Source organism: Bradyrhizobium sp. IC3123 (assembly GCF_020193625.1).
Classification (GTDB): Bacteria; Pseudomonadota; Alphaproteobacteria; order Rhizobiales; family Xanthobacteraceae; genus Bradyrhizobium; species Bradyrhizobium yuanmingense.
This window is the reverse complement of the sequence record NZ_JADYVF010000005.1, coordinates 321424-339774: the sequence shown is the minus strand read 5'-3', so window position 1 is coordinate 339774 and position 18351 is coordinate 321424. Positions and strand designations below refer to the sequence as shown.

Annotated in this window: 14 protein-coding genes; 5 read left to right on the top strand and 9 right to left on the bottom strand. The window is 65.2% G+C overall.

Annotated elements, in window-relative coordinates; genetic code table 11:
* The first annotated feature begins 68 nt into the window (after window positions 1–68).
* The 5 genes from I6F20_RS19120 to cnbZ all read left to right on the top strand — a co-directional run bounded on the left by I6F20_RS19120 (window position 69) and on the right by cnbZ (window position 8278).
* The gene (locus I6F20_RS19120; protein ID WP_036025801.1) at window positions 69–3164 is read left to right on the top strand and encodes a MexW/MexI family multidrug efflux RND transporter permease subunit; all 3096 of its coding nucleotides are present in this window, start codon (window positions 69–71) and stop codon (window positions 3162–3164) included.
* 130 nt (window positions 3165–3294) lie between these two features.
* Window positions 3295–5889, top strand: a complete 2595-nt coding sequence (locus I6F20_RS19115; RefSeq protein WP_225127386.1) for an ATP-binding protein — start codon at window positions 3295–3297, stop codon at window positions 5887–5889.
* Window positions 5886–6275: a response regulator gene (locus I6F20_RS19110; protein WP_025034870.1), complete on the top strand. Its 390-nt coding sequence runs from the start codon at window positions 5886–5888 to the stop codon at window positions 6273–6275. Before I6F20_RS19115 ends, I6F20_RS19110 begins: the two co-directional genes overlap by 4 nt.
* Complete coding sequence (locus tag I6F20_RS19105) at window positions 6272–7522, top strand: adenylate/guanylate cyclase domain-containing protein (protein WP_036004735.1); 1251 nt, start codon at window positions 6272–6274, stop codon at window positions 7520–7522. The genes I6F20_RS19110 and I6F20_RS19105 overlap by 4 nt, the downstream gene beginning before the upstream one ends.
* Window positions 7523–7531: 9 nt before the next feature.
* Window positions 7532–8278: a 2-amino-5-chloromuconate deaminase CnbZ gene (gene cnbZ / locus I6F20_RS19100; RefSeq protein ID WP_225127385.1), complete on the top strand. Its 747-nt coding sequence runs from the start codon at window positions 7532–7534 to the stop codon at window positions 8276–8278.
* Between the two features lie 21 nt (window positions 8279–8299).
* Here cnbZ and I6F20_RS19095 read toward each other — a convergent pair whose 3' ends face one another.
* From I6F20_RS19095 to I6F20_RS19055, 9 genes are all read right to left on the bottom strand, one after another.
* Window positions 8300–9184, bottom strand: coding sequence for an ABC transporter permease (locus I6F20_RS19095; RefSeq protein WP_057027046.1), 885 nt, complete (start codon window positions 9182–9184; stop codon window positions 8300–8302).
* Window positions 9185–9187: 3 nt separating this feature from the next.
* Window positions 9188–10129, bottom strand: a complete 942-nt coding sequence (locus I6F20_RS19090; RefSeq protein WP_025034874.1) for an ABC transporter permease — start codon at window positions 10127–10129, stop codon at window positions 9188–9190.
* A gap of 10 nt (window positions 10130–10139) precedes the next feature.
* On the bottom strand, window positions 10140–11648 hold the full coding sequence (locus tag I6F20_RS19085) for an ABC transporter substrate-binding protein (protein WP_225127384.1): 1509 nt from the start codon (window positions 11646–11648) through the stop codon (window positions 10140–10142).
* Window positions 11649–11670: 22 nt separating this feature from the next.
* A complete protein-coding gene (locus I6F20_RS19080) occupies window positions 11671–12777 on the bottom strand; it encodes an ABC transporter ATP-binding protein (protein ID WP_225114426.1) in 1107 nt (368 codons plus the stop codon).
* Window positions 12777–13766 (bottom strand): ABC transporter ATP-binding protein, encoded by a 990-nt coding sequence (locus tag I6F20_RS19075; RefSeq protein ID WP_225127383.1) that lies wholly within the window; start codon window positions 13764–13766, stop codon window positions 12777–12779. The genes I6F20_RS19080 and I6F20_RS19075 overlap by 1 nt, the downstream gene beginning before the upstream one ends.
* Window positions 13763–14473 carry a DUF1028 domain-containing protein gene (locus I6F20_RS19070; RefSeq protein ID WP_225127381.1) on the bottom strand — a complete coding sequence of 237 codons (711 nt, stop codon included), beginning with the start codon at window positions 14471–14473 and terminating at the stop codon, window positions 13763–13765. The genes I6F20_RS19075 and I6F20_RS19070 overlap by 4 nt, the downstream gene beginning before the upstream one ends.
* A 9-nt stretch (window positions 14474–14482) precedes the next feature.
* Entirely contained in the window at window positions 14483–16288 is a 1806-nt protein-coding gene (locus tag I6F20_RS19065; protein ID WP_225127379.1) for a gamma-glutamyltransferase family protein, read from the bottom strand.
* Between the two features lie 87 nt (window positions 16289–16375).
* The gene (locus I6F20_RS19060; RefSeq protein ID WP_036025780.1) at window positions 16376–17365 is read right to left on the bottom strand and encodes an ABC transporter ATP-binding protein; all 990 of its coding nucleotides are present in this window, start codon (window positions 17363–17365) and stop codon (window positions 16376–16378) included.
* Entirely contained in the window at window positions 17362–18348 is a 987-nt protein-coding gene (locus I6F20_RS19055) for an ABC transporter ATP-binding protein (RefSeq protein ID WP_057027053.1), read from the bottom strand. Before I6F20_RS19055 ends, I6F20_RS19060 begins: the two co-directional genes overlap by 4 nt.
* Window positions 18349–18351 lie beyond the last annotated feature (3 nt).

The window sequence follows — 18351 nt, the reverse complement described above, 5'->3', positions numbered from 1 at the left end:
AATATCCTCGCGTGATCCGGCCCGGCCGGATCACGCGTCTTGAAAAAAAGAAATCGAGATCGCCCGCGATGGCCTTTACCGACATTTTCATCAAACGACCGGTCCTGTCGGTCGTCGTCAGCCTGCTGATCCTGCTGATCGGCCTGCGCGCGGCAATGGTGCTGCCGATCCGGCAATATCCGAAGCTGTCGAATACGGTCATCAACATCACGACCGTCTATCCCGGCGCGTCCGCAGACCTGATCCAGGGCTTCATCACCACGCCGATCGAGCAGGCGGTCGCGTCCGCCGAAGGCGTCGACTACATCACCTCGTCCTCGGTGCTCGGCACCTCGACGATCCAGGTCTACATCAAGCTGAATTTCGATCCGAACCAGGCGCTCACCGAGGTGTTGGCGAAGACCAATTCAGTGAAGTACCTGATTCCAAAGGAATCCAACGACCCGATCGTCACCAAGACCACCGGCCAGACCACGGCCGTGATGTATCTCGGCTTCTCCTCGGACGAGCTGTCCGGCTCGGCCATCTCCGACTATCTGACGCGTGTGGTGCAGCCGGTGCTGTCGACCGTCGACGGCGTCGCCTCGGCCGACATTTTGGGCGGCCAGACCTTTGCGATGCGGCTGTGGCTCGATCCCGTGAAGATGGCGGGCCGCAACGTATCGCCGGCTGACGTTGCGGCGGCGATCCAGGCCAACAACTTCCAGTCCGCGGCCGGCCAGACCAAGGGCTATCTGATCGTCTCGAACGTCTCGACCAACACGGGCCTGACCAACGTCGATCAGTTCAAGAAGATGATCGTCAAGGCCAAGGACGGCGGCTTCGTGCGGATGGAGGACATCGCCACCGTCGAGCTTGCAGCCCAGAGCACGGATGCCAGCGTCGCCTTTAACGGCGAGCGCGCGATCTTCATTGGCGTGCAGGCGACGCCACAGGGTAATCCGCTGACGCTGGTCAAGGGTGTGCGCGCGCTGTTCCCCGAGCTCGAACGCAACCTCCCGCCCTCGATGAAGATGAAGGTCGCCTACGACTCGACCAAGTTCATCCAATCTTCGATCGACGAGGTGCGGAATACATTGGGCGAAGCCGTCATCATCGTGATCGTGGTCATTTTCCTGTTCCTGGCCTCGCTGCGCTCCGTCATCATTCCCGTCGTCACCATTCCGTTGTCGATGATCGGCGTCTGCACGATGATGCTGGCGCTGGGCTTCAGCTTCAACCTGCTGACCCTGCTCGCGATGGTCCTGGCGATCGGCCTCGTCGTCGACGATGCCATCGTCGTGGTGGAGAACATCCATCGCCATCTGGAGGAGGGCAAGACGCCGGTCCAGGCCTCGCTACAAGGCGCGCGCGAAATCGTCGGGCCGGTCATCTCCATGACCATCACGCTCGCCGCCGTGTACGCGCCGATCGGGTTCCTCGGTGGCCTCACCGGGTCGCTGTTCCGCGAATTTGCCTTTACCCTCGCAGGCTCGGTCATCGTATCAGGCGTGATCGCGCTGACGCTGTCGCCCATGATGTGCTCGGTGCTGCTGAAGAACACCGAAGAGGGCCGCTTCGCCAAGTTGGTGAACCGGGTGTTCGGCGCCATGACGCGGTGGTATGGCCGCAAGCTCGACCGCTCGCTCGACTACAAGGCCATCACCGGCCTGTTCGCCGTGACGATCCTGGGACTCGTCGGCTTCCTCTACATGAACACTTCGAAGGAGCTGGCGCCCGAGGAAGATCAGGGCATCGTGTTCGCGGTGACCAAGGCGCCGAAATACGCCAACATCGACTATGTCGATTTCTACGGCGAGAAGCTCGACAAGGAATTCCAGAAATTCCCCGAGACCGATCTGCGTTTCGTGCTGAACGGCATCAACGGCCCGCAAGGCGGCATTGCCGGCATGCTCTTGAAGCCCTGGGACGAGCGCACACGCTCGTCGATCGCCTTGAAGCCGCTGGTGCAGGCCGAGCTCTCCAAGATCGAGGGCGTGCAGGCGTTCGCGTTCAACCTGCCGCCATTGCCGGGCGGACCCGGCGGTCTGCCGATCCAGATGGTGATCAATTCCACGGCCAGCTTCCAGACCGTCTATGAGCAGATGGAGAAGCTGAAGGAGGCTGCACGCAAGAGCGGCATGTTCATCGTCTCCGATAGCGACCTCGCCTACAACCAGCCGAACGTCGAGGTGACGATCGACCGCACCAAGGCTCAGGACCTCGGCGTCAACATGCAGAACCTCGGCTCGACGCTCGCGGTGCTGCTCGGCGGCAATTACATCAACCGGTTCAACCTCGAGGGCCGCTCCTATCAGGTGATTCCGCAGGTGCCGCGCGGCAAGCGGCTGTCCCCGGAATCGCTCGGTGGCTACTATGTGACGACCAACACCGGGCAGCAGCTTCCGTTGTCGACCGTGGTCTCGATCAGGACCAAGACCGATCCGAATTCGCTGACGCACTACAACCAGCTCAATTCGGCGACGTTCTCCGCCGTGCCGATGCCCGGCGTGACCGTCGGCGCTGCGGTCGACTTCCTCGAAGGCGAGGCCAAGAAGCTGCCGCAAGGCTTCAGCCACGACTATCTGGCTGACTCCCGGCAATACGTGCAGGAAGGCAATCAGCTTGCCATCACCTTCGGCTTTGCGCTGATCATCATCTTCCTGGTGCTGGCGGCCCAGTTCGAGAGCTTGCGCGACCCGCTGGTCATCATGATCTCGGTGCCGATGGCAATCGTCGGTGCGCTGATCCCGCTGTTCTTCGGCATGGCGACCATAAACATCTACACCCAGGTCGGTCTGCTCACCCTGGTCGGCCTGATCACCAAGCACGGCATCCTGATGGTGGAGTTCGCCAACGAGCTCCAGGTTAACGAGCGGCTCGACCGCCGCTCGGCCATCGAGATGTCGGCCCGCATCCGTCTGCGGCCGATCCTGATGACCACGGCCGCGATGGTGACCGGCCTGATCCCGCTCCTGACCGCGACCGGCGCGGGCGCGGCCAGCCGCTTCTCGATCGGTCTCGTTGTCGTCGCCGGCATGTCGATCGGCACGCTGTTCACGCTGTTCGTGCTGCCGGCAGTCTATGTGGTGCTGGCGACCGACCATCGCGCGGCGGCCGATTCGGAGCGGAACAAGCAGATCGGCGAGCTGGACCTCGATTCAAAGGCGCTACGGCCGACCTGAGGCCGCCGGCAGGCTAGTCCCGAAAGGGCGGCAGCGGTGATCCGCTGCCGCCCTTTTCGTTGGGTCTCGGGCGAGCTCCTTGCCGCGCTTGCGAGAGACAAGGTCCGGTCTTCTTGCTAGGTTCCGTGGAATGAGCCTGTCCCTCCACCCCGATACACCTCGAGCCGGGACATTGCCGAGCGCGGCCCCAGGCGAGGTCGCCTCCGGCGACACTGCGGGGCGCGGAATCCGGACCCGGCTCTTCGCCAAATACGTCGCGCTTTTCGTGGCGGTCGTCGCCATTGCGCTGCTCGCCAATGGCCTGTTCGAGGTCTACTTCTATTATCGCGAGCACAAGGCCGCTCTGATCCGGGTCCAGCACGAGCAGGCCGAGGCGGCCGCTGCCAAGATCGGCCGGTTCGTCAAGGAGATCGAGAGCCAGCTCGGCTGGACCACGCAGCTGCCCTGGTCGGGCGGCTCGATCGAGCAGCGCCGGTTTGACGCGCTGCGCCTGTTGCGCCAGGTCCCTGCGATCACCGAGCTGGCCCAGGTGGATTCGACCGGCAAGGAGCGGCTGCGGGTCTCGCGGCTGGCGATGGACGCGCTCGACAGCGGGATCGACCTGTCGAGCGATCCGAAGTTCACCGAGGCGGTCGCGCGCAAGGTCTATTACGGGCCGGTCTATTTTCGCCGGGAGTCCGAGCCCTACATGACGCTGGCGCTTGCGGGCGCACGCAAGGATGCCGGCGTCAGCATCGCCGAGGTCAATCTCAAGCTGATCTGGGACGTCGTGTCCCAGATCAAGGTCGGCGAGCACGGCAACGCCTACGTGGTCGGCCCGGAGGGCCGCTTGATCGCGCATCCCGACATCAGTCTCGTGCTGCGCAACACCGACATGTCCGGCCTTGCGCAGGTACGCGCCGTGCAGGCCGGCGGCGCCATGCCTGACGTGCTTTCCGAGGCCCACAACATCCAGGGGCAGAAGGTGCTGACCGCATCGGCCCCGATCGAGCCGCTGCGCTGGACCATGTTCGTCGAGCTGCCGGTCGAGGAAGCCTATGCCGCGCTCTATGCTTCGCTGCAGCGCCTTGCAATCGTGCTGCTCGCGGCATCCATCTTCGCGGTGCTGGCCGGGATCTTCCTGGCGCGCCGCATGGTCGGGCCGATTCAGGCGCTGCGGAGCGGCGCGGAACGAATGGGCGGTGGTGATTTCTCCCAGCGCATCTCGATCAAGACCGGCGACGAGCTCGAAGGGCTCGCCGACCAGTTCAACGACATGGGCGCGCGCCTGCAGGAATCCTATGCGGACCTCGAGAACAAGGTCGAGAAGCGGACCGCCGAATTGCGGGAGTCGCTCGAGCAACAAACGGCGACGTCGGAGGTGCTCGAAGTCATTAGCTCCTCTCCGGGAGAGTTAGAGCCGGTGTTTCAGAAGATGTTGGAGAATGCTACCCGCGTCTGCGGTGCGAATTTCGGCACGATGAATCTGTGGGACGGCCAGAAATTCAACATCGTCACCGACTACAACATTCCGCCCGATTTCTCCGCCTTCCGTAAGCGGACTCCGATCTTCCCACATCCAGGAACGACGCTGGCTGCAATCATCGCGACGCATCAGCCCGCGCAGATCAATGACTTGAGGGAAAGTCCTGGGTACAAGGCCGGTGTTCCCTTTGTCGTCGGAATGGCCGACGTTGCCGGCGCCCGAACCCTTCTCTCCGTACCCATGCTGAAAGAGGATGATCTGATCGGCGCGATGACGATTTTTCGACAAGAGATTCGCGGCTTCACGGACAAACAAGTCGCGCTGGTGGAGAACTTTACCAAGCAAGCCGTCATCGCGATCGAGAATACGCGCCTGCTGAAGCAATTGCGCGAGCGTACGACCGAGCTATCGCAATCGCTCGACAATCTGCGCACCGCGCAGGACCGCCTGATTCAGACCGAGAAGCTCGCCTCCCTCGGCCAGCTCACCGCCGGCATCGCCCACGAGATTAAGAACCCGCTCAACTTCGTCAACAACTTCTCCGCGGTCTCGACCGAGCTGATCGACGAGCTCAACGAGATCCTGCAATCGGCCGCGCTCGACGGCAAGACGAAGGAGGAGGTCGACGAGCTGACCGGCATGCTCAGGGCCAATCTCGAGAAGGTGGTGCAGCACGGCAAGCGCGCCGATTCCATCGTCAGGAACATGCTGCTGCATTCGCGTCAGGGTTCCGGCGAGCATCGCGCCGTCGACATCAATGCGGTGGTCGAGGAGAGCCTCAATCTCGCCTATCACGGCGCGCGCGCCGAAAGGCCTGCCTTCAACGTCACGCTCCAGCGCGATTTCGACCCGGCTGCCGGCATGATCGACGTCTATCCGCAGGAGATCACGCGCGTCTTGCTGAACCTGATCTCGAACGGCTTCTATGCCGCGACCAAGCGCAAGGAGAGCGAGGGCGATGCATTCGAGCCCACCTTGCGCGCGGCAACGAAGAATCTCGGCGACAGGGTCCAGATCCGGATTCGCGACAACGGCACCGGGATTCCAGCCGAGGTGAAGGAAAAGATGTTCAATCCCTTCTTCACCACCAAGCCGGCCGGCGAGGGCACCGGACTCGGCCTTTCAATGAGCCACGACATCGTGGTGAAACAACACGGCGGCACGATCGACGTGGACACCACACAAGGTGTATTCACCGAGTTCATCATCACGCTGCCGCGGACGATGGCAGCGGGCGACACTTCCGGAGGAAAGTCTTGAACGTTTACATCCTGGTCGTCGATGACGAGCCCGACGTCGAGGCACTGTTTCGGCAGCAGTTCCGGCGCGACCTGCGCGCCGGCCGGTTTCAGATGGAGTTTGCCCTCTCGGCCCCCGAGGCGCTCGAGCGCGCCGCCGAAGTCCGTGATCCCTCGCTGATCCTGATCCTGTCGGACATCAACATGCCCGGCATGAGCGGGCTCGACATGCTGCCGAAGGTGCGTGCCGCGCATCCCGATGTTCCCGTCATCATGATCACGGCCTATGGCGATGCGGAGACGCGCCGCAAGGCGATCGAACGGGGCGCCGTCGGGCTCCTCACCAAGCCGATCGACTTTGCGCTGCTGCGGCAGGAGATCGACACGAGGCTCGAGCAAGCCGCATGACTGCGACCATCCTCTTCGTCGACGACGAGCCGGATCTCGAGGCGCTGATCCTGCAGAAATTCCGCAGGCAGATCCGCGATGGGCAGCTCGCGCTGATCTTCGCGCGCGACGGCCTGGAGGCGCTGGAAGCGCTGGAGCAGAATCCGCATGTCGACATGGTGGTCTCCGATATCAACATGCCGCGAATGGACGGCCTGTCGCTACTCGCGAAGCTCCAGGAGGCCCAGGAGAAGAAGTCGACCATCATCGTCTCGGCCTATGGCGACATGAGCAACATCCGCACCGCCATGAACCGCGGTGCGTTCGACTTCCTGACCAAGCCGATCGACTTCGCCGACCTCGAAGCTACGATCGAGAAAACCGTCCGCCATGTGGAGATGCTGCGCGAGGTGCGGCGGCGCCAGATGGAAGCCGAGCGCGCCCATGCCTCGCTGTCGCGCTTCTTCTCGCCGGAGATTGCAAGGCGGCTGGCCGCGAACGTCGATGGCGACGGCATTGAGGTGCAGTGGCGCGATGTCGCCACCCTGTTCACCGATATTACAGGCTTCACCTCGCTGGTCGAGACCGCGCCTCCGCAGACCCTGGGCGAGCTCCTCAACGAATATGTCGGCGGCATGACCGAGATCGTCTTCGCCCATGAGGGGACGGTCGCCAAGATCATCGGCGATGCGATCCAGGTGCTGTTCAACGCCCCCGGCGACCAGCCGGACTATGCAACGCGCGCGGTCGCCTGTGCCCATGCTCTCGACGCCTGGGCGGAGGACTTTTCGGCGCGCTGGAAGGCAAGAGGCGTGAATTTCGGAGCTACCCGCATCGGCGCTCATGCCGGTCCGGCGCTGGTCGGCAATTTCGGCGGCAACCGTTTCTTCGACTACACGGCCTATGGCGACACCATCAATATTGCGGCCCGGCTTGAGGCGGCGAACAAGCACCTGGGAACGCGCATTTGCGTTAGTGCCAGCGTTGCGAATGGGGCCGAAAACTTTCGTGGCCGTCCCGTGGGCGACCTGATGCTGCGCGGACGCAGCGAGCCGCTGCGCGCATTCGAGCCGCTGCCGCAGGCGAGGTTCGAGGCGCCAGCGACGGCGCAATATGCCGAAGCGTTTGCCAAGATGGAGGCCGGCGATGCCGCGGCCATGCCGTCCTTCGCCGCGCTGGTCGGCATGCACGCCGACGATCCGCTGGCCGGATTTCACCTGAAGCGCCTGCTCAACGGCGCCAAGGGCACTCGCATGCAACTGGAATAGGAGTCCGTCATGACGCGCGAATTCTCGGCCGGCAACTATCGTTTCATCCCGTCCGTGTTCCAATATTCCGCCGGTGCTGCCGCGGATGAGGGCTACGAGATCGAGCGGGTCCGGTTCGACCGCCTGGTGCCGCTCGCGGAAGGGTTTGCGCTGGCCGCAAAGTTCATCCAGGAGGCGGGGCGTCCGCTGACGGCATTCTGTGCCTGCGAGCTGCGCTCGCCCGCGGCCTTCAGCGAGGAAGGCTTTCGCGCGTTCAATCTGCACTATGTGAAGACGCTGTCCGAATGGGGCATCTTCGACGGCAGCACCAATCCGGTGGCGCGCAGCAATGTCTGCCCCGAGATCGATCCGCCGTCCGAACCGTCGTTCTATGCGTTCTCCTTCACGCGTCCGACGCGGTCAGATTTGCCGAGCTTCGTCATCGCCGGCGGCGCCGAGGCGCGCGAGGGCAGCGGCTCCTATGTCGAGCGCACGGTGCGCTACCGCGATCTCAGCCCGGAGGGGCTGCGCGAGAAGGTGCGCTTCACCACCACGTCGCAGATGGAAAACCGGATGGCGGCCTTCGGCTTCGGCTGGAAGGACACGACCGGGGTGCAGGCCTATTCCGTGCACGACTTTCACCATGCGCTGGTGGACGAACTGGTCCGTCGCGGCGCGCTCCGCTCCGGGCTGACCTGGCATTTCGCCCGTCCGCCGGTGGTCGATCTGGAATTCGAGATGGATTGCCGCCGCGTGCTGCGGGAGGTGGTGGTCTGAGCTCCTCACCAAGAGGAATAATCAGCGCTGCCTTGGGTCGAGTGCGTCGCGCAGCCCGTCGCCGAGCAGGTTCAGCGACAGCACGACGAGGAAGATCGCAAGGCCCGGCCAGATTGCCATCCAGGGCGCCTGGGTCAGGAAGCGTTGTGCCGCGTTGAGCATGCTGCCCCAGGACGGCGCCGGCGGCTGCTGGCCGAGGCCGAGGAAGGAGAGGGCGGCCTCGGCGATGATGGCCGCAGCGATCGAGAGCGTCGCCTGCACCAGAAGCGAGGGGAGGATGTTCGGCAGGATGTGCGAGAGCGCGATCCGCCACGGCGGATTGCCGAGTGCGCGCGCGGCCTCGACATAGTCTTCGGCTTTGACGACGAGCACCTGGCCGCGGGTCAGGCGGATGAAGATCGGCGTCGCCGAGATGCCGATCGCAATCATGGCATTGCCGAGGCTCGGGCCGAGGAACGCGGCGAGCGCGATCGCCAGGATCAGGAACGGGCAGGCCAGCATCGCATCGGTGATGCGGCTGATCAGCGCGTCGGTGAAGCCGCCGCGGTAGCCGGCGAGGAGACCGAGCGGCACGCCGATGCCGAGCGCGATCGCGACCGAGATCAGGCCTGCGAGCAGCGAGGCGCGCGCGCCGTAGACGACGCGGCTGAGGATGTCGCGGCCGAGCTCGTCGGTGCCGAACCAGTGGGCCGAGGTCGGCGGTTTGCGCACCAGGCTCCAGCTCGTCGCGATGGGATCATAGGGCACGATGAGCGGAGCGAGCACGGCAAGGGCGATGAACATCGTGAGCACGACGAGCCCGAACACCGCTGCCTTGCGCTTGAACAGCCGCCGACGCGCGCGGCGGGCCGGGCTATCCAGCTCGTCGGCTCGCGTGAGAGGGCTCGGCAGCGCGGCGTCGGTCATGGATCAGCCCCGGAGCCGCGGATTGACGAGGATGTAGGCGATGTCGGCCACCAGATTCAGCGTGATGTAGACCGTGGCCGTCACCAGGACGACGCCCTGCACCACGGCATAATCGCGGTTGAATACGGCATCCACGATCAACTTGCCGAAGCCGGGAATGGAGAAGATCTGCTCGGTCAGGACTGCGCCGGAGAGCAGCGTACCGAGCTCGAGCGCGCCGAGCGTGATGACGGGGGTCAGCGCATTGCGCATGGCATGCTTGAGGATCACCGTGCGCTCCAACAGTCCTTTGGCGCGCGCGGTGCGCACGTAGTCGCTTTCCAGCACCTGAAGCATGGCGCTGCGCGTATGCCGCATCAGGATCGCGGCGATCGCATTGCCGAGCACGAAGGCCGGCATGATGGTGACGGCCAGGCTTGCGCGCCAGTTCTCGGTGAGCGGCACGTAGCCGGAAGCCGGCAACCATCCAAGCTCGATCGAGAACAGGAAGATCAGCATGATTCCGAGCCAGAAGTTCGGCGTTGAAATGCCCCACAGCGCAAAGAGATTGGCGCCGTAGTCCCACGCGGAACCCTTCTTCACGGCCGCGACGATGCCGGCGGGAATGCCGATCAGCAGCGCGATCAGAATCGCCATCGAGCCGAGCTGCAGCGTCACCGGCAGCTTCTGCGCGATCAGCTCGCGCACCGGCATCTTATTGCGCAGCGACTCGCCGAAATCGCCCGAGAGCACGCCCTTGATCCAGTAGGCGTACTGCACCGGGACGGGCTGATCGAGCCGGTACTGGCGGCGGATCTGCTCGATCACGGCCGGGTCGCGCTCCTCGCCCGCCATCACCAGCGCGGGGTCACCCGGCAGCAATTGCTGCAGCGAGAAGATCAGCACCGAGACGAAGAACAGCGTCGGCACGATCTGCACAAGGCGGCGAGCGAGGAAGTTCAGCATCCTCGCAGCGTCACTTCAGCTTGAGGCCGACAACGCGGACGAGGCCGTCCGGCATTTGCCTGTAGCCTTCGAGCTTGGTCGTGTGCGCGATGATGATGCGGCGGTGATAGAGGTAGAGGATGGCGTGATCTTCCAGCTCCAGCTTCGCAAGTCTCTCGTAGGCGGCCTTGCGCTGAGCCATGTCCGACGTACGGCGGGCATCGTCGAGCGCCTTGTCCGCGTCGGCGTTGGTCCAGGCACTGTAGTTCTGCGGCGCATCCTTGCGCAGGAACACGTAGGAATTGCCATCGGGATCGATGCGTCCGCTCCATGCCAGCATGAAGGCCTGATATTCGCCGGACTCGGCCTGCTTCAGCGACGTCGCAAACTCGGTGACGCGGATCTTCATATCGAAGCCCGCCTCGCTCGCCATGGATTGCACCACTTGAGCCACCGCTTCGGTCTCGGCACCCTTTGGTACCAGGAAGTCAACGCTGACTGGCCCAGTGACGCCGGCTTCCTTCAGGAGGGCCTTGGCTTTGGCGATGTCGCGGCCGTGGATCGGAAATGCGCCCTGATAATAGGGGTGATCGGGATTGACCCATTGGTTGCCCGGCTTGAATTCGCCGTTGAACACCACTTGGTTGATCGCCTCGCGGTCGATGGCAAGATCGAGCGCCTGCCGCACCTTGGCCGATTGGCTGAGCGGGCCCTTGGTCTTGTCCTTGCCGATGTTGAGCGTGATGCCCTGATAGCCGAGCTCGATGGCGGTCGCGACCTTCAGCCGGGAGTCGGCGCGCACCTCCTTGAGATCGGTGGCGAGCACGCGCTCGATCAGGTCGAGGCCGCCGGATTTCAGGTTTGCGAGCCGCACGGTCGCATCGACGATCGGCTGGAACACGATCTTGTCGATGAAGACATTGTCCTTGTTCCAGTAGTCGGCGAATCTCTCGAACACAATGCGGTCCTGCTGCACGCGCTCGACGAACTTGTAAGGGCCGGCGCAGACCGGGCGGAGGCCGAACTTGTCGCCGGCCTCCTTGGCCGCCTTCGGCGACATCATCATTCCGGCGCGGTCGGTGAGCTGAGCGAGCAGAGGCGAGAATGGCGACTTCAGCACCAGCTTGATCGTGAGGGGATCGACGATTTCGACGCGATCGACCGAGGCGAGCTCCGGCTTGCGGAACGAGCCGGGGAACGTCAGATGCCGTTCCAGCGAGAATTTTGCGGCCTCGGCATCGAACGGCTCACCGTCGTGGAATTTCACGCCGGGCCGCAGCTTGATGACCAGCGCCTTGCCGTCGTCGGCGGTTTCGCTCGAGAGCGCCAGCTGCGGCACGATGTTGAGCTTCTCGTCGATGTCGAACAGCTTGTCGCAGAAGGAGGAGAACACGATGCGGCCGACATAGGTGCGCGCCATCGTAGGGTCGAGGATATCGGGGTCTTCGGCGAGGCCGATGCGCAACGTGGTCTGGGCCTGCGCGGCCCCGATCGACACCAGCACAGCGGCGGCTGTTGCGGCCAGGCGAAACATCTTCATCGGTCAATCCCCATTGCTTCGGCTATTTCGTTGCGGACGCGGCGCACTGTATACCAACCCCGTCGGGGCTGCTGCCTTCCGTCTTTTGGCTGAAGGCCGCGACCAGCTTTGCAAGCGCCGGCGAAAACCCGCCGGCGGTGGGTAGAATGGCGTCGGCAGACGGCAGCTCCGCGGTGCGGTGACAGGCGGTGGCATGGCCGGTGCGGTCAGCTAGAAGCGCAGGCGCCTCATTGCGGCAGCGCTCGATCACGAACGGGCAGCGGGTGTGAAAGCGGCAGCCGGCGGGCGGATTGAGGGCGCTCGGGATTTCGCCCTCCAGCAGCACCGTCGTTCGTTTCGCCTTCGGCTGCGGCAGCGGGATCGCCGACAGCAGCGCGCGGCTGTAGGGGTGGCGCGGCGCGGCGAACAGCGCGTCGGCTTCCGCCGTCTCGACGATTTGGCCGAGATTCATCACCGCGACGTGGTCGGCGATGTGCTTGACCACGGCAAGGTCGTGCGAGACGAAGATGTAGGCGAGGCCAAGCCGGTCCTGGAGCTCGCGTAGCAGATTGAGGATCTGCGAGCGGATCGAGACGTCGAGCGCCGAGACCGGCTCATCGCAGATGATGAGCTTCGGCTCGACCGCGAGCGCGCGGGCGATCGCGATGCGTTGGCGCTGGCCGCCGGAGAATTCATGCGGATAGCGCCGGGCGAGGCGCGGCTCCAGCCCGACCAGCCGCAGCAGTTCGGCGACGCGCTCGGCCCGCCGCGCCGGCGGCACCAGATCGTGCAGCGCTAGCGGCTCGGTCAGGATCTGGCCGACTGTCATGCGCGGATTGAGCGAGGCGTAGGGATCCTGGAAGATGATCTGCGCCTCGCGGCGGAAGGCGCGCAAGGTCCCGGCGTCGAGCGCCAGCAGGTCGCGGCCGTCGAAGCGAATCATACCAGCGTCTGGCTCGATCAGCCGCAGCACCAGGCGGCTGACGGTGGACTTGCCGGAACCGGATTCGCCGACCAGGGCCAGCGTCTTGCCGGCCTCCAGCGAGAAGGACACGCCGTCGACCGCCTTGACGTGCGCCAGCGCGCGGCCGAGCAGCGAGCGCTGAGCGACGAAATGCTTGACCAGGCCTTCGACTTCGAGGAGCGCCATCACGACACCAGCAATTCGAGCGGCGCGCGGATGCAGCGCGAGAGGTGGCCGTCGCTGAGTTCGACCAGTGGCGGCGGCACCTTGGTGCAGGCGTCGAGCACGAAGGGGCAACGCGCGGCGAAGCGGCAGCCGGCGGGCGGCTGTGCCATGTTCGGCACCATGCCTTCGATCGTCGCAAGCTGCTCGGCGCGGTGGTCGAGCCGCGGGATCGAGCCGAGCAGGCCGACCGTGTAGGGATGCTGCGGCGCGGAGAACAACTCGTCGACCGGCGCCCGCTCGACGATCTCGCCGGCGTACATCACCGCGACCTCGTCGCAGACCTCGGCGACGACGCCGAGATCGTGGGTGATCAAGATGATCGCGGCGCCGCTCGCGGCCTTCAGCTCGCGCATCAGCTCCAGGATCTGGGCCTGCAGGGTGACGTCGAGCGCGGTGGTCGGCTCGTCCGCGATCAGCAGCCGCGGGTCGCAGGCGAGTGCCATCGCGATCATCACGCGCTGGCGCATGCCGCCGGAGAGCTTGTGTGGGTAGTCGTCAATGCGACGCTCAGGCGAAGGGATATGGACGCGGCGCAGCAGCTCGATCGCGCGGTCGCGCGCGCTCCTCCGCGAGCCGCCCCGGTGACGCAGGATCGTCTCGATGATCTGGTCGCCGATCGTAAAGCTCGGATTGAGCGAGGTCATCGGCTCCTGGAAGATCATCGCCAACCGATTGCCGCGCAGATCGCGCAGGGTCTGGTCCGGCGTGGTCAGCAGGTCGAAACCGTCGAAGCGGATCGCGCCACTTATTTCCGCGCTCTGCTTCGGCAGCAGGCCCATGATCGCCAGCGACGTCACGCTCTTGCCGCAGCCGGATTCCCCGACGAGACCGAGCGTCGCGCCATTGGCGACGCTGAGATCGACGCTGTCGACCGCGTGGGTGATACGGCCCTCGTCGCCATGAAAGCGGATACGCAGATCCTTGATCTCGATGAGGGGGCTGGCGCTCATGATCGTCTCGCGCGCGCCGCTTCGATGCTGGCGTCGATGACGCTGCGATCGGTGTTGCCGGCCGGGTTCTGCCGCGTCGGCATGGAGGCGCGGAAATGCACCCAGAGCTCGTGGCTGACGCGCTCGAGCCGTTCGAGCTCACCGAGCGGATCGGAATGGTCGTCGGCGCGAATGTCGAGGGCCGGCCATTCCTCCTCGCCGTGGATCACGAGCGCGGCCGATTGCTTGCCGCGCTTGTCGCCGCCGGCGGCTTCGCCGGCGCGCATCGCTGCGAGCAGACGGCGCGGGAAGGGCAGGCTGTCGCTGGCGATATAGGTCTTCGCCGTCTCGTCGAGCACGTCGGCCTCGGTGAGCATGTTGCCGGCGATCGAGAAGCCGCTGCCCGCGACGTGGCCGCACCAGTCAACGCAGTCGCGCCCGGTATGCGCGGCGATGGCGCCGCTGGCATCCATGATATGGACCTGGCGGCTCTCGCGGCCGGCATCGGTCGCCAGCAGCGTGGCGAGCACGTCGTGCGCGTTGAGGCCCTCGCGCAACAGCTTGACGCCGTCAATGCCGTAATAGGGATTGACGAAGGCCTGCGTCGCGATGGCGCCGAGGCCGGCGGCGATGTAGGGCACGCGCGCGCCGACGGCGAAGAAGCGGGTCGCAACCGCGATGCCGAACTGGCCGGTGGCAGGATCGCGCGCGATGATCGACCAAGTCATGTGCTGCCTTCAGCGTCCCGCCGCGTAGCTCTGCATGCCGCGCGGATTGGCGGCGGCGCGCCGGCGCGGACCCACGCGTGAGGCCGCGGTCAGGCGTCCCTCGGACCAGTCGGGACCGATCTCGACGATATGCCCTCGCTCGCGCAGGTTCTCGATCGTTGCCTTCGGCACGCGGTTCTCGACCACGAGCACGCCGGGACGCGCGGTGCGCGGCCAGAACGAGATCGGGAAATGTTCGGAATGCCAGGCCGGCGCGTCGATGGCTTCCTGGAGATTGAGGTTACAATGGACGTGGCGCAGGAAGAACTGCGTGATCCACTGGTCCTGCTGATCGCCGCCCGGCGAGCCCCAGGCGAGGTAAGGCTCGCCGTCGCGCAGCGCCATGGTCGGAGAGAGGGTGGTGCGCGGCCGCTTGCCCGGCGCGAGCGCGGCGGGATGACCTTCCTCCAGCCAGAACATCTGAGCGCGGCTGCCGAGGCAAAAGCCGAGCTCGGGAATGATCGGCGAGGATTGCAGCCAGCCGCCCGACGGCGTCGACGACACCATGTTGCCGTCCCTGTCGATGATGTCGAAATGCACGGTGTCGCCGCGCACCTCGCCGAAGCGGCCCACGGTCGGCTCGCCGGCGCCGAGCGCGCCGACCGCCTCGCGCTGGCCCTCCGCGCGGCGCAGCTTGACGACACCGCCGAAGCCCTCGACAGAACCAGGGATGAAATCGAGCGAAGCCTTGTCGGTGACGAGCTTGCGGCGCTCGTCGTTATAGGTATCCGACAGCAGCGTTTCGATCGGGATCTCGTTGAACTTGGGATCGCCGTAGAATTTTTCGCGATCAGCAAAGGCGAGCTTGGCGCATTCGATCTGGAGATGGATGAACTCCGGCCCTGTCGGGTCGAGGCCGTCGAGCGCAAAGCCCTTCAGCAGCGCGAGCTGCTGCAGCGTGACCGGGCCCTGGCTCCATACGCCGGCCTTGCAGACCGTGTAGCGGCCGTAATCGTAGGTGAGCGGCGCCTCGACTGTCGGCTGCCAGCGCGCCATGTCGTCGGCGGAGAGCACGCCGCGATGTGGCGAGCCGCTGACGTCCATCACCTCCTGGGTTCGGCAGAACTTGTCGACGGCTTCCGCGACGAAGCCTTGCGACCAGGCTTTGCGCGCGCGCTCGATCTCCGCATCGCGGCCACCGCCGCCGCTTTCCGCCTCGCTCAGGATCCGGGCGTAGGTCGCAGCCAGTGTCTTGTTGGTGAACAGCGTGCCTGGCTTCGGCACTTCACTGTTCGGGAGGTAGACCGCGGCGGACGTCGGCCAGTGCTTGCGGAACAGCTGCTCGACGGTCTGGATCGTGGCGCAGGCGCGCTCGACCAGCGGATAGCCGTCGCGGGCGTAGGAGATCGCCGGCTCCAGCACGTCGCGCACGCGCATCGTTCCGTAGTCGCGCAGCAGCATCATCCAGGATTCGAAGGTGCCGGGAACGCAGGCGGCGAGCAGACCCGTGCCCGGCACCATGTCGAGGCCTTCGCTTCTGTAATGCGCGATGGTGGCCCGCGCCGGCGCCGGGCCCTGGCCGCAGATTACCTCGGTGCGGCCGCGCTTGACGTCATGCACGATGACGGGCACGTCGCCGCCGGGACCGTTCAGATGCGGCTCGACCACCTGGAGCGTGAAGGCGGTGGCAACGCCGGCATCGAAGGCATTGCCGCCCTTTTCCAGGATGGCCATGCCCACGGCCGTCGCAATCCAGTGCGTCGAGGCGACGACCCCGAACGTGCCCTCGATCTCGGGCCTCGTCGTGAACGGATCGGGATTGATATTACTGCCCATGGGACTTCACCACCTTATTTCCGGCGCGCGCAATTGATCACAGGGCCACGCCGCTTCCAAATGCGCAGGCTGCATGGCACGCGCGCGTCACGCCGGGACCGGCGCGGTGTTGACCGCATGGCAGGCGACGCCGTCGATTAGTTCCGGGGTTTCCTTGCGGCAGAGATCGAACGCCAGCGGACAGCGCGGATTGAAGGCGCAGCCGGAGGGCGGATTGATCGGGTTCGGAATTTCGCCCTTGACCGGAATGCGCTGGCGGCCGCTCATGGCAAGATCAGGCACGGCGCCCAGCAGCATCTTGGTGTAAGGCATGCGCGGATTGGCGAACAGCTCGCGTCCGTCCGCAATCTCGACGATACGGCCGAGATACATCACGCCGACGCGGCTCGCCATGTGGCGCACCACGGCGAGGTTGTGGCTGATGAACATGTAGGTCAGGCCGAACTTGTCCTGGAGGTCGCGCATCAGGTTCAGGATCTGCGCCTGCACGGAGACGTCGAGCGCCGAGGTCGGCTCGTCGCAGACGATGAATTCGGCGTCGGACGCGAGCGCGCGCGCGATCGCGATGCGTTGGCGTTGGCCGCCGGAGAATTCGTGCGGATATTTCAGCCGGTCGTCTGGATGCAGGCCGACGAGGCTGAGCAGCTCGCCGACGCGAGCCTGGATGTCGCGCTCGCCCTGGATCAGGTCGAAGGCACGGATCGGCTCGGAGATGATGGCATCGACCCGGAAGCGCGGGTTCAGGCTCGCATAGGGATCCTGGAAGATCATCTGGATGCGCCGGCGCAGCTTTCGCCGCGCTGGCGCCTGCCGCGGGTCGGTCATGGAGACGCCGTCGATCAGCACGTCGCCGGCGCTTGGCGGCAGCAGGCCGACGACCATGCGTGCCACCGTGGTCTTGCCGGAGCCGGACTCGCCGACCAGGGCAAACGTCTCGCCCTTCCTGATGTCGAAGGTAACGTGATCGACTGCCTTGAGATATTCGAGATGTCCGCCTTCAAGCACGCGGTTGAGCCAGGGTTTCGAGACGTCGAAGACGCGGCGCAGGTTTGTGGCCTGGACGAAGGGAGCACTCATGCCACGCTCTCCGCCGGCACGTCGTCATAGAGGTGGCAGGCCACCGATTGCGCGCCGCGCGGCAGCGGCTCCGGCCGATCGACACGGCAACGATCGAAGGCGAAGGCGCAGCGCGGATTGAACGAGCAGCCGCGCGGGATCGCCGACAGGCGCGGCATCGAGCCCGGGATCTGCACCAGGCGCTTGTCCTCGCCCGCAAGCGTCGGGATCGCGCCCATCAGGCCCTTGGCGTAAGGGTGCAGCGGATTCTTCACGACGTCCTGCACCGGGCCGATCTCGGCGACGCGGCCGGCATACATCACCGCGACGCGGTCGGAGGTTTCGGCGATCACGCCCATGTCGTGCGTCACCAGCATCACCGCGGTGCCGTGGTCGCGTCCGAGCCGCTTGATCAGCGAGATGATCTGGGCCTGCACGGAGACATCGAGCGCGGTGGTCGGCTCGTCCGCGATGATCAGCTCGGGCTCGGCACAGATCGCGAGCGCGATCACGACGCGCTGGCGCATGCCACCGGAAAACTCGTGGGGATAGCCGTCGATACGCTTTTCCGGCGCGGGAATGCCGACTTCGGCCAGGAGGTCGATGGCGCGGCGGCGGGCGGCCGACTCGGACAGATTGAGGTGGGTGCGGATCGTCTCCACGATCTGGTCGCCGACCTTGTACAGCGGATTGAGCGATGTCAGCGGATCCTGGAAGATCATGCCGATGCGCTTGCCCCTGATACGGCGCATCTCCTCCGGCGGCAGATTGTCGATGCGCAGGCCCGCGAGATGAATCTCGCCGCCGGCAATGCGGCCGGGCGGATCGATCAGGCCGATCACCGCGAGGCCGGTGACGGACTTGCCGGCTCCGGACTCGCCGACGACGCCGAGCACCTCACCTTTGGCGATGTCGAAGGAGACGCCGTCGATGGCGCGCAGCGTGCCGCGGCGGGAGGCAAACTCCACGTGAAGATCGCGCACGGAAAGGACGGGTTCGGTCATGGA